This is a genomic window from Bacillus kexueae (assembly GCF_022809095.1).
Lineage (GTDB): Bacteria > Bacillota > Bacilli > Bacillales > Aeribacillaceae > Bacillus_BZ > Bacillus_BZ kexueae.
The window spans coordinates 720,986-738,143 of the sequence record NZ_JALAZE010000001.1; the positions used below are offsets into that span (position 1 = coordinate 720,986).

At 42.2% G+C, this 17,158-nt stretch carries 7 protein-coding genes; all 7 read right to left on the reverse strand.

Annotation, left to right across the window (positions count from 1 at the left end; all coding sequences use genetic code 11):
• Nucleotides 1-230 precede the first annotated feature (230 nt).
• A complete protein-coding gene (locus ML543_RS03695; RefSeq protein WP_243385785.1) occupies nt 231-3,635 on the reverse strand; it encodes an AAA family ATPase in 3,405 nt (1,134 codons plus the stop codon).
• Entirely contained in the window at nt 3,635-4,804 is a 1,170-nt protein-coding gene (locus ML543_RS03700) for an exonuclease SbcCD subunit D (protein WP_243385786.1), read from the reverse strand. Before ML543_RS03700 ends, ML543_RS03695 begins: the two co-directional genes overlap by 1 nt.
• Nucleotides 4,805-4,978: 174 nt before the next feature.
• Complete coding sequence (gene addA, locus ML543_RS03705; RefSeq protein ID WP_243385787.1) at nt 4,979-8,692, reverse strand: helicase-exonuclease AddAB subunit AddA; 3,714 nt, start codon at nt 8,690-8,692, stop codon at nt 4,979-4,981.
• On the reverse strand, nt 8,685-12,179 hold the full coding sequence (addB, locus tag ML543_RS03710) for a helicase-exonuclease AddAB subunit AddB (protein ID WP_243385788.1): 3,495 nt from the start codon (nt 12,177-12,179) through the stop codon (nt 8,685-8,687). Before addB ends, addA begins: the two co-directional genes overlap by 8 nt.
• A gap of 752 nt (nt 12,180-12,931) precedes the next feature.
• Nucleotides 12,932-13,720: an endonuclease/exonuclease/phosphatase family protein gene (locus tag ML543_RS03715; protein WP_243385789.1), complete on the reverse strand. Its 789-nt coding sequence runs from the start codon at nt 13,718-13,720 to the stop codon at nt 12,932-12,934.
• Between the two features lie 5 nt (nt 13,721-13,725).
• Entirely contained in the window at nt 13,726-15,366 is a 1,641-nt protein-coding gene (locus ML543_RS03720; RefSeq protein WP_243385790.1) for a PTS transporter subunit IIBC, read from the reverse strand.
• A gap of 107 nt (nt 15,367-15,473) precedes the next feature.
• A complete protein-coding gene (locus ML543_RS03725; protein ID WP_243385791.1) occupies nt 15,474-17,138 on the reverse strand; it encodes a glycoside hydrolase family 13 protein in 1,665 nt (554 codons plus the stop codon).
• Nucleotides 17,139-17,158 lie beyond the last annotated feature (20 nt).

The window sequence follows — 17,158 nt, forward strand, 5'->3', positions numbered from 1 at the left end:
TTCATTAAGAAAAACGCAAAGCGCAAGTCCTTAGGCGAAGGGCGCTGGAGGACCTGCGAGGAGGCTTCCGTCGCCACAGCAGGGCCGAAGCGACCAGAGCTGATGGCGCTTGGAGCTAGACACCAAAAAACGGTAAAGAGAATCCTTTAACACTTTTATTGAACTTAAACTTTCTGTAACACTAAAAAAGGACGACCCTATTCATTAAGGCCGTCCGTTTTGCAACTGAATTATAACGTCTCCATTTTCACACGTGTTCCGCGACCTGATGGCTCAGCGGGTTCAACAACGAGTCGTTTTGGTAGGCGGGCACGTAATTCTGGTACGTGGCTTATCACACCGACGGAAAGATTATTGGAATGAAGTTTTTCAAGTGCTGTGACGACAGTGTCCAGCAAGTCCACATCTAACGTTCCGAATCCTTCGTCTAAGAAGAAAAATTGTAGTGGATATTGTCCACGTAGTTGAATTTGAGCTGACAAGGATAGCGCTAAAGCGAGCGATGTTAAGAAGGTTTCCCCTCCTGATAAAGTGGAGACCGGCCTTTTCACACCGCCGTTTGCATCATCTCGAATAATGAAGCCTCCTTGGGAATCGACTTCGATCGCATATCTTCTTCTCGTCAGTTGACCAAGGCGCTCTGATGCATCAAGGCTCACTTGTTGAAGTTGTTCCTCAGCGATGTATTCGACGAAACTATTTCCTTTAAACACAGATTGTAGCGTCGTAAGTTGTTCCAGCTTTTTCGCAACTTCGCTCTTTTCTTCTTCAATTTCCATAAAGCGCGCATGCTTTTCTTTTAGCATGTTTAGTTGTGTCATTGCGGCTCCTTTTTCAGCGATGAGCTCGTTGATTGCTTGTTGCAATGTTTGCTTTTTCATTTGGAAAGACGTCCACTCTTCTTCTGAAAGCTCACGGCCATTCAGCTTTTCTTCTATAGCAATTAACGTAGAAGATACCTCTTGCCATTCGTTTTGGAATACATTTAATTCATTTTGTAGACGTTGCCGCTCGTTCTCTGGAAGAATGGTCTCAAGTACATGTTCAATCGATTGGAAGATAGAGCTCCTCTTCTCCGCTTCAAACCGCTCTTTCGCTTTCTCTAACTTTTCCGTTGTCGTTTCCAAGTGCTTCGTAATGGAATGAACCTCTTCTCGAACTGCTTGCAATGATTCAGATGCTTTTTGCCACGCTTCGTAAGTCGTTTGTTCTTCTTCTTTTAGACGCGTCATCTCCTGTTCGGTAGCTGTCAATGCTTCATTCAAATTCGTTCGTTCATCCACTTCTTGCATCAATTGTTGTTTCTTTTTCGTTAGCGATTGTTCACGCATGGACTGTTCGACTTTTTTCCCTGACAATTGGCTTTTTAGTTCATGCTCTTCGTTCCAAAGTACCTTCGTTTTTTGTTCCTGCTCTTCAATAAAAGTGACGCTTTTTTCAATCCGCTCTTGCAGTTCTTCTAACTCTTTTTCTTTCGATTCAATTTCTGCTAACCGCTTTTCAACGTCTTCCATATCAATCAGAGGAAAGGATTGCTTCCATTGCTCGTGCATTCGCTTCATTTCTTCGTGTTCGTTTTTTTCTTTTTCAACCCATTCTTCTAGTTCACGCTGAAGCGATTCAATAAACGGATCGATTTCTTGTTTTTTCGTATTCATTTCTCGAACTTTCTCATAAGCTTGGACAAATGCTTTTTGAATCGAAAGGAAGTCTTGTTCTAACCCTTTTCGTTCGACTACAATTTGTTCAAAGAAACGAATGAGATCGGTGTTTCCTTCATCTATTGAATCGACCGAAGCGGCTGATTGACTGACTCCTTCACCGACATGAGGATAGTCTTTCATCACCGATTCGGCTAACTGTTCTAACTTCCATTTTAACGTCTCCAGCTGTTGCTTTTCATTCCGAATGCTTTGCGCCACTTCTTCTAGCTGTTCACTTCGCTTTTTGGCCGCTTCATAATCATCGCTTGTTCCTTCAATTGATTGTGGGTTCGGGTGGTGGATCGAGCCACAGACAGGACAAGGTTCTCCTTCATGCAATTCCTTCGTCAGTTTTTTCGCAATTTCCGTTACGCGAAGATGTTCCAATTCGGTTTTCCGTTGGCTCCATTCCTGTTGAATCGCTTCTTCTAATCGCTCTACTTCTCGAAGCCATTCGCACACGGTGTTATACAAGTTTTGTACGGATAAAAAGTGTTTCGCAAGCTCTTGTTCGCTTTTTTGCAATTCGTTTGCGATTGACTCTCGTTGACTTTTGAACTGATGGAATTTTTGTTTTTTATCAGAGACCTGTTTTTTCGTGTCGTTCCATTTACTCATCAGATGGACGACTTCTCCTTTTTGTTGCCACGCTTTTTTAATTTGATCGCGTACTTCTTTCGGAATTTGCTCTTCTTTCCATTGTCCCTTCAGTTGATTTTGCTTTTCAATTGCACGATTAAGTAAGTTTTCCGCTTTTTGACGACTCTCACTCGTTCTTAAAAGTGCTTCTTCCCCTTTGGCAATATCAGCTGTAAGTGTATCGTATTCCGCTTCTTCTTTTTCCATCTCTGTTTTCAACAATTGTAGGTGGTGAAGCTTTTCTTTTCGCTTTAGAAGTTTTGGCTCTTCTTCTGTTCGCATCTTTCGTGCATGCTCGAATTTCTGCTTAAATTGTGTCGATGCTTCTTCTGTTTGGATCAGCTTTTCAGCTAACTGCTTCGATTTAGCTGTGTAGTCTTTCCACTCAATCGTTAAATCCTTTACCGCTTCTGCATATGGCTTTAATCGTTCTGCTTCATTTGCTTCGTTTAACGTTTCTTCTTTTTTCTCCATCTCAAGGCGTTTACTGTTTAACACGTCTTGTTTCTTCAATAGTTCTCTTCGTTCGGCTTGCCACTCCCAAAGCTTTGTCGCTTCTTCTAATTCTTTTTGGAACTGTTCTTGTTCTTTTTGTGCTTCTTCTAGCTTCTTCACATTTTGGTGTAGTTGTTGTTCTGCTTGTTCAAGCGCTTCGTTTGAAGCATCACCAAGACCGGTTTGCTCAGCTGTTAGCTCTTGAAGGCGAACTGTTTTTTCTTGAATGCGATGCTTTAATTTTTTGACGAGTTGGTCGCCGTACTTCTCCAAATGGAAAAGTCTCTGAAGCATTTGACGTCGTTCGGATCCTTTTAACGATAAAAATTCCGCAAATTTTCCTTGTGGTAATACAACCGCACGTGTAAAATCGTCGATCGTCAAACCGAGAAGCTCATGAATTTTATCATTTACTTCATTCGCTTTGTCCGCTAGAACGACCGTTTCTTCCCCCACTTCAACTAAGCGACAAATAGCGGTTTTCATCCGAATGTCGTCCGTTCGTTTAAAGGTTCGCTCGACGCGGTATCGTTTCGTTTCCTCCGCGTTGGAAAGCTCAAACGTAAAACTTACCGACAACTGATTTTCCGCGTGATTCATCACGCCTTGCGTATTATTTGAGGCGCGTTCCACTTTTCCATAAAGGGCAAGTGTCATTGCATCTAAAATGGACGACTTCCCGCTTCCAGTCGGACCGAATATCCCAAATACCCCACCGCTACATAGCGATTCAAAATCCACTTCCTGCTTTTCTCGAAAGCTATGCAATCCAGCTACCGTTAGCGTAATCGGCTTCATTACGCTTCACCTCCTCTTTCCTCTTCGTGGATGAGAGATAAGAACAATTGAACGAGTTCAGGATTAGCTTCTGCACCGCCTGTTTGCTTCGCATAAAATCGCTTAAACACCTCATCTATAGGTAATTGCTCTTTCTTCGTGCTTTCAAACTGTTCCATTTCGTGCTCGAAAATCGGTCGGATGTGCACAAACCCTTCATGTGCTTTTCTGAGTCGATGGATTTCCTCTATGGATAATTGGTCGGTTAATTGAATCTCTAAATCGATCCATGCGTTACGGTCTTTTCCTTCGTCAATCCAGCGATATACTTGTTGAAGTCCTTCTTGTGCCTTCCATTTTACTAGCGGTTTTCCGCTTGATAGAAAAACTTCAGAAACATTTGCTTTCTCTTTTGGATACACATCAATGATTGAGACACTTTTGGCATAACCGGATTCAGAAAAGCTATAGGCAAGTGGCGAACCGGAGTAGCGTGCGTTCGTTAATGCTTTTTTCACGTTTTGCGGACGATGCAAATGCCCGAGTGCTACATATTGCGCACTTTCTGGCAAGCTTGTCGCGCGCACCGTATAAGCGCCCCCCACTTCAATAGGGCGCTCGGAATCCGTTGAGGAACCACCGGCTACATATAAATGGCTCATCGCCACATTCACTGCATCTACTGAAAAGCCTTCCGTCATCTTTTGAAACAGATCACGAATTTTTTCATCATAATGGTCACGCAATAAGATTTCATCATGTACTTCTGACAGCAATTGCTCAAGTCGTGCTTCAGACGGATACGCTAACGCCGCAACATTTAACTGTTCATCCTTCACGGGAATGGAAAGTACTTCCGCACTTGGATAGCCAATTAAATGGATATTGGAATCAAAAGCGATGGGCGAAGCGGCTGATAGGCGATCTGGATTGTCATGATTTCCTGAAATGACAACGACTGGTCGCTTCCCCTTATCCGATAGGCGCGATAAGCTATCGTAAAACAATTGCTCCGCTTTTGCCGGTGGGTTCACAGTGTCAAAAGCATCGCCTGCCATGAGTACAACATCAATTTTCTCGTCGTTTACAATACGTTCCAGCTCGTCTAAAAATTGTTCCTGCTCAGGAAGACGACTTCTTCCTTCGAGCGTTTTTCCTAAATGCCAATCGGCCGTATGTAAAATGCGCAAAAAGCATATCCCCTTTCAATCATATTTAAGGATAAATAAAAGCGACCGCCTATCAACAAAGAGCGCAGGAGGACAAGAGCCGTAAATGCAGGCGGCGCTCGGTGCTAAATTCATTCCTAGTAAAAGTGATATAAGTTCTAATAGCTCAAAAAAGAAGAAGCAAACTGCCTCTTCTTATAGCTTGATTGTGAGCGGCCCATCCAAAAAGTATAAATACTTTTCCACAACGTCTTCCTTCGTAATCTCTTCAATGGCCCGAGCATATAAATTCAACTGAATGTTGTATCGTTTCGTTAACGTTGGAATGGCGTCTTCCATAGAACGGAATTTCCCATGAATCGTATCGGTCTTATAATCGACTAACACGAGTCCGTTTTCATCTTCAAACAAGCAATCGACAACCCCTTGAACTAACACCACTTCATCTTGGAAGGTATTGGTTGGGTCATTATACAACTCTTTTGCTTGAAGAGCGTAACTGAACGGAACTTCACGATGAACGACGTTCGCCCGTTTTAGCCGCTCTCCCAAGTCAGATTGAAGGAATTGGTAAATCGCATCAACTTGAACAGACTCTGCTTGATGGGTTGTTAGCAATTCCTTTTGGACAAGATCCGTTACAAAGTTCATAAGCTTTTCTTCCGTCCATGACTCGTTGAAATCTAAATGTTGCATGACAGTATGAGTTGCCGTCCCTTTTTCCGCAGCAGAAAGCGATTTTTCCTGCATGAATGTCGGTCGGTCATACAAAAACGATGATTGGAACGACATTTGCCCGCTGTATTCATCTTGAAAGCGTTGATTCGCCCGTTTAATATCCGATACCGATTGCTTCGAACGATAAGTCGTCGCATCCTTATGGGGATATTGCCACGTTAATTGGGTTACGACTTGTTCTTTAAAGCGATCATCTGATGGGACAATCGTTCGGTTTTGTAATGCTTGTAATCTTTCTTCTAGCTCTCTTTTTTCCTCTTCTTCCGTTGCAACAAATGCGGAATGGTGCATAAGCTCGACCGTAAACGAAGCAGGATATGTTACCACTTCATGGTCAAGGGTGAGCTCTTCTTCACGAAGAACGTACGCATCTTGATGACGAATGAGCGCAGGACCAATCCAGTCCAAATAGCATTTCGCTTTCGCACGGTCAAAGTCCGGTAATAACCACTCTGGATGGTTTATATGTTGTCGCCAGTCGTTCACTACCTTTTCAGCTTCTTTCACCGTCGCTGTTAAGATTAATTTTTCCTTTGCACGTGTTAACGCAACGTAAAGGACTCGGAGTTCTTCCGAAAGCAGCTCCATTTTCATTTTCTTTTTCATCGCGATAAGCGGAAGAGTTGGGTAACTAATTCGTTTTTTCGGATCGATATATTTCGAAGCAAAACCTAATTCTTTATCCAGCAAATATTTGCGGTTTAAGTCCATTAAGTTAAATGATTTGGCAAGCCCCGCCACAAATACGACTGGAAACTCCAATCCTTTACTGGAGTGAATGGTCATCATGCGTACAACATCTTCCTGTTCTCCTAACGCACGCGCAGCTCCTAAATCATCTCCCCGATCTTGCATCCGTTCAATGAAGCGAAGGAATCGGAATAATCCACGGAAGGAAGTGGACTCATATTGGCGTGCGCGATCATATAAGGCGCGCAAATTCGCCTGACGCTGTTTGCCACCCGGCATTCCCCCAACAAAGTCAAAAAAGTGTGTATCGCGATACAATTGCCAAATGAGATTTGAAACCGGTCCTTTTCGAGCTAAGTCTCGCCATTTTTGCAGTTGGGCAATGAATGGATTTACTTTTCCTTCAATGGAACGAGTCTCTTCTCCGGATTCACGTAGAAACGCTTGAAGCGCTTCATAGAATGTTCCTTTTTTGTGTTCAGCTCGAATCATCGCAAGCTCATTCGCACTCAAACCAACAATCGGTGAACGAAGTACAGCCGCAAGTGGAATATCTTGATATGGGTTATCTATGACTTTTAATAACGACATCATGACGGATACTTCCGTCGCTTCAAAATAACCAGTCGATAAATTCGCATAGACAGGAATTCCTTGTTGCTTAAATTCTTCCATCATTTGTGGTGCCCACGGCATGGCGCGAAGTAAAATCGTGATATCGCGGTACGTAATCGGACGCGTTCTCCCCTGCTTCCGGTCATATACAGGGAATTTTTGCTGCACCATCTCTTTAATTTTTTTCGCGATTAGCCGTGCCTCCAACTGAGCAGCACCTAAATCTTCTTCCTCTAACGGGTTTTCTACTTCCGTTTGTTCCGCTTGGTCAATCATGTATAGTTCCGTTTGCATGAGGTCACTCTTTGGATAATCAGCACCAAGTTTTAATTCCGCATCTAGTGTGTATTCAATTTCACCGACCTGTTCTCCCATCACCTGTTTAAATAAATAATTGGTGCTGTCTAATATCTCAGCTCGACTACGGAAGTTTTTGGCTAGATCAATGCGAAGACCTGTCCCCGTCCCTTCCGGCGTGAACCGCTTATACTTCGATAAGAAAAGAAACGGTTCAGCCAAACGGAATCGGTAAATCGACTGTTTCACATCGCCAACCATGAATAAATTTCCACTTGCTTCTTCACCACTTGTCACGAGTTTCAAAATGGCTTCTTGAACAAGGTTCGTATCTTGGTATTCATCGACCAGAACTTCCGTAAATTGCTGCTGGTAATCGATAGCCGCTTCACTCGGTGTGAGCGTACCATTTTCATCTTCCGTCGCTAAAATGTTTAAGCAATAATGCTCTAAATCCGAAAAATCGACGATAGCCTTTTCTTTTTTCATTTCTTCAAATAATCGACCGAACTTTTTCACAAGTCTCACAAGCTCCTGGATGACAGGCGCCATCTTTTGCAAGTCTTGAATATGGTACGAAACGTCTCGATGGAATAATTCGTCTGCGAGCTTTTGAATTTGCTTTTTCACTTCATCTCGCATTTTCGTCACGCGATCGATTAACGCTTTATCGTACAAATCACCTTTACACGGTTTTGCTCGCGTCGGTTTAAATTGTTGAATTCTCCGCTGTAATTCTTGCCAAGACGCTGCTTGAATCATCTCCTCTATTTGTGAGATGTCATCGAGTAAATTTTCCGCCCGTGGAGCGGGACCTTGCGGGTGTTTCGTAATATCAAGCGCTCGCTTTAATTGATCTAGCCCGCCTGTTAACTGCATATAAACATCTTTTTGTAAATAGCGGAAAAACGGAAGGTCCTCAATCGAATCGTTCTCCTTCACGTTATAAAGGCTCACCATCTCATCTAGCCATTTTTCAGGTGTTGGATGAGAACGCGAAAACAAATAGAGCGAACGAATTAAGCTTTGTAAATCTGTATCAGAACGGTCATTCGTATATCGCTCCACAAGGTCAAAAAACGCTTCATTCGCTTCGTTTCCATATTCATCTTCAAATAATTCATCTAGCACTTCATCCATTAACAGTTCAATTTCGGTCGAATCACCAATGCGAAAACCTGGGTCGAGGTCAATTTTATAGTAATACTTCCGAACAACGTTCAAACAAAAGGAATGAAGCGTTGAAATCGATGCTTTGTTTAAAAGCGTTAATTGCCTTCTTAAATGAAGGGAGGCTGGATTTTCTTTTAATGCTTTTTCGAGCGCTTCCCCAATTCGGTTTCGCATTTCAGCGGCTGATGCATTCGTAAACGTCACAATTAATAAACGGTCTACATCCACCGGATTTTCTTTTGAAATGATTTTTCGAATAATGCGTTCGACTAAAACAGCGGTTTTTCCCGAACCAGCAGCTGCTGCGACTAAAATATCTCGACCGGAGGAAACAATCGCCTTCCACTGGTCATCTGTCCACTGGGAATTTTCTGGTTTCGGTATCAAGTCATTCATCGCCATCGCCCTTTCTCAACTCTTCAAGTACTTCTTCAGGTTTCAACGGTTTCAAGTTGCGGAATTCGTTATCCTCTAACGATTCATCAAATTGACAAACCGATTTAAATGAGCAATACGTACATGGCTTTTTATCTTTTAATTTGTACGGACTGATGGAGACCGTACCATTTGTAATGTCCGTTCCAATTTGTACAAATTCCTTGCGCACGTACTTTCTTAGTAATTCAAATTCTTCTTCACTCGCAATCGACGAATACGAATAAAAGCCGCCTGTCTTTTTTAAACCGGCTTGTATGATGTTCGAGCGACCGTGGTCAAGCGTTTGGTCCATTAATCTCACCGCTTCCTCATCTCCAAGCAGCAACCCTTTCATTTTAAAGCTTTTTAAAATTTCTTCTTCAATGATGTCATCACTCAGCTGCCCGCTCGTTTGAATAAACGGATCATGAATATGGAAATATAACACACCAGCCGGAGTGGCTTCTACACCAAGCCATAATTTCGAATGAGAGATCACGACATCTAAATACGTGAGCATTTGCAACGCAAGTCCGTAATACACTTCTGTTAGATCAAGCGATTTATCACTTGATTTAAAATCAATGATACGAAGAAGTGTCCCTTGGGAGCCATCGGCTTTATCAACGCGATCAATTCGACCAATCACTTCCATCGTGACACCATTTGGCAACGTAAAGCGAAATGGCGGCAACTCTTCTCGTTTTCCGAATCCTAGTTCAATGCCGACCGGGGCAAACCCACTCATTTTTGCATGCTCACTTAAGATTGAAGAAGCACGCGTCATAATCTTTTGCAGTTTTCGTTTTAAGTAATGGTGACGGTTTGAACTCAATAAAATTTCGCGTTGAAGCTTCGGTGCAAGCTGCTCGACTGCGTCAAAAGAAAGCTTTTCACATTGCGTCTTCGTCAAGTCACGCCAATCCACTTCTAGCTGTTTCATACGGTCGGCCATTAACTTGAGTGCTGCATGGAATAGCTGTCCAATATCTGGCGCTTGGAGGCGAAATGTTTCGCGCTCTTTTAACTTCAAGCCGTGAGAGGCAAAGTGCGAAAACGGACAACTGCGGAATTGCTCCATTCGCGATACACTGCCTTTAATGCTCTCGCCATAAAGTTTGCGACTCACTCCATCATCGAGCGGCTTTTCTTCATTGTGATAAAAGAGGCTCCCGATGACTTTTGAGCTCCGAAGCTTCCACGATTCATCTTCCATAAAGAAGTTGTAAACGTCCCACCATACATCGTGAATCGGATATTTCTTCTTCCAGCTTTGAAGCTGCCCGGTTAAATGAGATAGCGCCACACTCGGATTAATGATAAACGACAGCTGCGCCTCTTCATCCATCTCCTCTGGCTCACTCATAAACACCTTTTCATGTAAATCCGGGAACAAATCGCGCAAACGATGAATAATCATCGACGGAAGCAGCGCTTTCCCTTCTTCATCCGCTAGCGGATACGTGATATATAACCGCTCTGAAGCGCTCGTTAACGCAAAATAGATTAGAAGATTTTCATCTAGTAGCTGTCGTTTCGCTGTCGGAGCTAACGTCAGTCCACTATGAAATAAAAGCTCGCGGTCTTCATCGGATAAGACACCGTCTTCCTTCGGTTTAGCCGGTAACACACCGTCGTTTACCCCGATGATAAACGTCGTTTTAAGCCCATAAAAACGGGAACGATCAAGGCTTGCGATGAGCACTTGGTCAATCGCTGGTGGAACGAGCGCAAACTTCATCGACTCCATCCCCGCATCCAATACATCCGAAAATAAGGACATGGAAAGGTTTGTCTCTCCCATCATTTCTACGAATTCATCGAGTAGATTCATAACCGCATTCCATACTTGTTGATGCTCTCTCGCTTCAACAAGGCGACCTTTTGCTTCCGCTTCCTCGCTCATCTTTTGAAGCTTTTCAGGAATGTGAAGCTCTTCTAAATACAAAAAGAGTGCTTCAGCCATTTTTCGACCGGATTTTGCTCGTTTCAGACGTCCTCGCAACTTTTCAATCGGAGGAACAATCATCTGTTTCAAGTCATTCACGAGGTCTTCCATTTCCTGTTCTTCATCCGTTTTAACATAATGATCGTCAAGTGAGTAGTAACGACGGTACGTCCATCGCTCATCCGATGTCCACTTTGACCCTTGAATTCCATAAGCTAAACAATAGTTTTCTAACCGATCCATCTGCTCGCGCATCACCGGTTTAGCGACATCTAACGGATATAAAAGCTCAGTCTTAATGCAACGAAACACCGCTTCATATCGCCAATTCCCCGTGATGACTTCTAGCGAAGAACGGATAAATTCAATAAGTGGATGATAGAGCATTGAGCGCTTTTCATCTATAAAAAACGGAATCTCATAATCTTGAAACACTTGCTCAATTAAATCTTGGTAACGTCCCATATTGCGAGTTAAAACCGCCACATCTTGATACCTCGCGCCTTCTTCGCGTACAAGACGGGTAATTTCTCGGGCAATCCCTTCAACCTCCGCTCGCTTATTCACCGCTTGAGCCACTGTGACATCAGTCGGCCCGTCATACGCTTTCGTCGGACGGGACTCAAAGTGTTGCTCAATGTGGTAGAGTGAAGGCTTTCCTTGAAAACGAACTAGCTCCGTTAACAGTTCTTCCTCAACCTCTAGTCCGTGACTTCTCGCCATGTCCGAAAGCTTATAATAGGTCATCCCTGTCATATGGAACAAATGAAGCTCATGTGGTAAATGTTCATGAAATGGCTTATCCGCCGTTAACGAAATCGTTACATCCCCCGCTGTCTGCATCAATGCATCCAACACTTCGTACTCCTGCGGCGTAAAACTATGAAACCCATCAATATAAACAATCGCATCCTTCACATAAGAAGACTTCGGCAATTGTTCTCTGAGTAGCTTCAAATAATCTTCTGCGTCAATATACTTATCCGCCAATGCCTTCTCCAATTCATGGTAAAGAAGAAGTAAATCATGCAACTTATCTCCAAGTGCCTTTTCATACTGAAGATCATTGCGCTCAAATTGTTCGCTTTTTGCTTTCAATTCTTCTGGCGTTACCATGTACCGCTTAAACTCCGTAAGCATTTGCTCCACATGGTCGATAAAGCCTGTTTTATCACTCGCTTTCGTAAACACTTTAAACTCATGCTTCTTTTTTTCAATAATTGTCCGAAGCATCATATGAATTCCCGTCGATGTCAAATGCGTGCGACTTGTGCCTCCCGTCTCTTGTAACACGCGCCATGCCAATCGACTAAAGCTCAACACTTGCGCCCGGACCATACCGTTTAAGCTCGAATCTTTTACAAGCTCATACTCCATCGCAAACGTCATCTGATCTGGAACTAAATATATAATCGCCGGTCCACGCAAAGGATCTTGTCTTAAACGATCCTTTATTTCTTGCAAATTTTTCGTCGTTTTTCCGGTTCCCGAACGACCTAACCGAAATCGAACTGGCATCCTATTCTCTCCCCTCACACATGGAAAAAGGGACAATGCTTGTCCCAATTGCCGTCGTATCCGTTTCTTTTATTCTATCTATATTTTACTTGATTTACCTGTTGAAATCCATTCGGGAGGGGTGGGAATGTTTAGGGGGATGATAAGAAAGGTATCGTTTTTCAAAAGACGAAGATTGATGAAGTATGAAAAGTGAAGAAAGCAGATACGGGATCTGCTCTAGAGGACTTAAACACTAATTAAGCGTTCGTAATAAACGACCTAAACCTCTCGATAGCCTCGTTAATCAGAACTCCTTATAACAAACAATTTAAAAGAAAAAGGTTACTAAGAGGGTGCGCAATGATACTTGCTCTAATCTTATTTCCAAAATTCTATTCAAACTATTTATCTTACAAAACAGGTATTACTCAGATAGCGAATAATTTCTATAATTAGTTAAACAAAAAAGTGTTTACATCGAATGGAGTTAAAGTTCTATAGGTAAATAAGAAACATACATGATTTTACACTCACACCCCGGACATGAAAATTTATTCTCCCCGGGGTTTCCTTTCTACCATCTACCTATCATGATAGATTATTCAGCTCATAGGTAATTTTTATTTTCACAGAAAAAGCGCAGGGCCAAAGCGACCCGAGCCGATGGCGCTTGGAGCTAGACACAAAAAAGCTGTAAAGAGAATACTTTAACACTTTATTGAACTTAAACTTTCTGTAACAACAAAAAAGCCGTCCAAAACGGACAGCTTTTATAGTGTAACTTCCACTCCATAATGATCAGAGACGATCTGATGATTCAATCCATTAAAGATGACAGCTGAAGATTGAACTGGAATGTTTCGATTCGTTAGGATCAAATCGATTCGAAGATCTTGTTTGTTTTGATCCCATCCAGCAATCTTTCCTTTTACTGTAATACCTTCGTCTTTTTCTTCTGCAAGATCGTACGTGTCATAGAAGCCTTGCTTTAATAAATAGTCGTAGCCTTCTCCTCGAATATGAGCACTGTTATTGAAGTCTCCCATTAAGAAGACCCACTCATCATTCGGAATATAATTCATTAGTTGGTCGACTTGATTTTTGAAAGGCTCTTCTTCATCATGCCACCAACCGCAATGACAGGAATAAAAGGAAACGTTTTCCCCGTTCATTTTTACGGTTGCTTTGACGATTTTACGAGATTTCCATTGCTCGATATTGTGACTTTGTGAGATGTAAAAGGAAGATGTCTCCTCAAATGGGACTTTCGATAAAATGGCTAGGCCTTCTTCGTATTGATTTTCATACGCGAGATGGGATAGATCCCAATGCAAATGATAAGAATGTCCCCCCAATTCTTTTATTTTTTGCCACAATACGTACGCGTAGTTACCTTCTTTCACTTGTAGGTGAATCGGGGTTCCCCCCACCTTTTGACTCACTTCTTGCAAGGCAATGATATCATAATCATTTTGAACGATGGCACGAGCTAGCCATTCGATTTTAGCAAGTTGATTTTCTTCATGCCATGAGTGACAGTTTAAGGTTAGTAGTTTCAAAGGGCTCACGCTCCTAGCAAATCTTGTATGTCAGATTTTAGCACATCTGCTTTTGGACCGTAAATAGCTTGGACTCCTTTGTTTTTTACGATTAGTCCGAGCGCTCCTTGCTCTTTCCATCTCGCTTCTTCTGCAACCTTTGATACATCTTTGACAGTCACACGTAGGCGCGTCATGCACGCATCGACATCTTCAATATTCTCTTCGCCACCTAATAACGCGATAATTTCAACCGCTAAGCCTGACTGTTTGCTTGCTCCGCTTGCTTGTCCTTTTCCTTCTTCCGCATCAATGTCATTTCCTGCACGACCTGGTGTAGGAATATTGAATTTCTTAATTAAGAAGTTAAAGACCACAAAATTTACAGAGAAGAACACAACGCATGTCACGATGAAGTTAATCAAGTCGCGCACTAAACCAGCTTGGACAATCATTGGTGTTCGTGTTAGCAACTCGATAAATCCGAATGCATGAATTCGTAAGTTAATGAGATCACTAATCGCAAATGAAATACCTGTTGTGATGGCATAGACGATATAAAGAACCGGAGCGATAAACATGAACATAAATTCGATTGGCTCCGTTACTCCTGTTAAAAATACCGCTAAACCAGCAGATAAAAACATCGATTTATATTTCGCTTTTTTCTCTTTATCGACATTCATATACATCGCTAAGGCGATACCTAAAAGAGATGCAGTAGACGCAATAACTTGTCCTACTTTAAATCGAGCAGGTACGACTTCAGCAAGTAATGCCTTATAACTTTCCATATCTCCTGCCGCACGTAAATTGTTTAAGTCCGTAATCCATGCTAACCAGAGCGGGTCTTGACCTGCAACAGTCTGTCCTGCTTTATCTCCCGTTAAAATCGTGTACGTTCCACCTAATTCTGTGTAGTTCATTGGAACCGTTAACATATGATGTAATCCGAACGGAAGAAGTAAGCGCTCTAACGTTCCGTAAATAAACGGCGCGATAACAGGCGCAGTGTTACGCGACGAAGCAATCCAGCGACCGAAGTCGTTTAATAGACCTTGAACAAACGGCCAAACAAATGCAAGCACAATCGCTGCTCCAATGGAATACACAATGACAACAAACGGAACAAATCGCTTTCCATTAAAAAACGCTAATGCTTGAGGTAACTTATCGTAGTTGTAATATTTATTAAATAAATTCGCACCTAAGAAACCTGAAATAATCCCAACAAACACACCCATGTTCAATGCAGGTGCCCCAAATACTGAAGTGAAGAAATCTTTAACAACTAACTCTTGATTAAGTAAAGATTGAACTGTTGCTTCCGGTTGCTGAAGCATATCTGGGTTGACGCCAAAAATGGCTCCTGTAATTCGGTTAATTAAGATGAAGGCTAATAACGCTGCAAATGCACCACCTGCACGCTCCTTCGCCCAAGATCCACCAATCGCAACAGCAAATAATACGTGTAAATTCGTTATGATTCCCCATCCAATGTCTTCCATAATACGAGCCATCGTCTGAATGAAAGCAATATCACCAGATGTCATGGCAATTAACTTTCCTAACGAAATCATAAGACCAGCGGCAGGCATCACGGCCACTACGACAATCAACGCTTTTCCGAACTTTTGCCAAAAATCAAAAGAAAGCCAATTTTTCACGGGTAATCCCTCCAATTTAATTTAAAATTTTGCGCAATCGTTTGCATTTTAGTGTAAAAAAAATTTATGTATAGGGAGAGCGCTTCCACGCCCCACCCTATTCCTTTTTATTCGTACACGCGATATACTCTCGCCTCATACGGCTTTAACGTAATGGATTTCGACGCCTCGTGCATTTCAACTGGATAATTGTAAAGCAGTAACCCTTCATATTTCACAGTGAATTCACTTGTAAATGTTGCGTCCTTTTCACTTAAATTGCTTACAACTACTATTTTCTCATGATCTAACGTTCTTGTATAAGCAAAAATCGCTGGATGATCTTCCACTAGTAAATCGTAGGTGCCGTACGTAAACACATCGTTGTTTTTCTTTAGTTGAATCATTTCCTTATAAAACGATAAGACAGAATTGGCATCTGCTTCTTGCGCTTTCACATTAATCGTTTCATAATTCGGGTTGACACCGATCCATGGTTTACCTGTCGTAAATCCTGCGTTCTTTTCATTTGACCATTGCATCGGAGTTCGTGAGTTGTCACGTGAAGAAGCCCAAATATATTGCATAATCTCCTCGTGTGGAACGCCTTCTGCCCGCTTAATACGATATAAATTTTTGTCACGAACATCATCGTATTCCTCAATAGTCTCGAATTGAACATTCGTCATACCAATTTCTTGTCCTTGGTAAATAAACGGCGTTCCTTGCATAAAGAAGTACGTTGCCCCTAACGCTGTAGCGCTTTCACGCCAGTACTGCTCATCATTCCCCCACGTTGAAACGATACGAGGAATATCGTGATTTTCAATGTAAAGAGCATTCCACCCTTTATTTTCTAGCCCTTTTTGCCATTTTGTGAGAACTTTCTTTAACTCGACGATATCGATGCGTTTTTTCGTTTTCGCATCCCATAAATCTAAATGCTCAAATTGGAACACCATATTAAATTTACCGTTCTCTTCCCCAACCCAAAGGTCTGCGTCTTCAATCTTCACACCGTTTGCTTCACCGACCGTCATAATGTCATATTTTGCAAACGTTTCTCTCTTTAATTCTTCTAAGTAACGGTGAATACCGTTCACATTCATATGTTTATCAAAGGAAGGCACGTATTGTAACCCTTTTGGATTCGGCATATCTTGTAAGCCATCTTCCTTTTTAATATGACTAATGGCATCTACACGGAATCCATCAATCCCTTTATCTAGCCACCAGTTCACCATGTCATACAACGCTTTTCGAACTTCTTCGTTTTCCCAGTTCAAGTCCGGTTGTTTACGTGAGAAAAGGTGTAAATAATATTGTTCAGTCTCTTCATCAAACTCCCAAGCAGAACCTCCGAAAATACTTTCCCAGTTGTTCGGTTCATCCGCTCCCTTTCCATCACGCCAAATATACCAATCGCGCTTCGGGCTATCCTTTGACGAACGCGACTCAATAAACCACGGATGCTCATCGCTCGTATGGTTGATGACGAGATCTAAAATAAGCTTCATGCCACGCTTATGCACTTCTTCTAAAAGCTCATCAAAATCTTCCATTGTACCAAAATCGTTTAAAATCGCTTGGTAATCACTAATATCGTAACCGTTATCATCATTTGGCGATTGGAAAATCGGACAAATCCAGATGACATCAATCCCTAAATCCTTCAAGTAATCTAACCTTGAAATTATTCCTTGTAAATCACCGATTCCGTCCCCATTTGAATCCATGAAGCTTCGCGGATAAATTTGATACGCAACCGCTTCCTTCCACCAAACTTTTTTCATCTTGATCCCTCTCTTCGTTT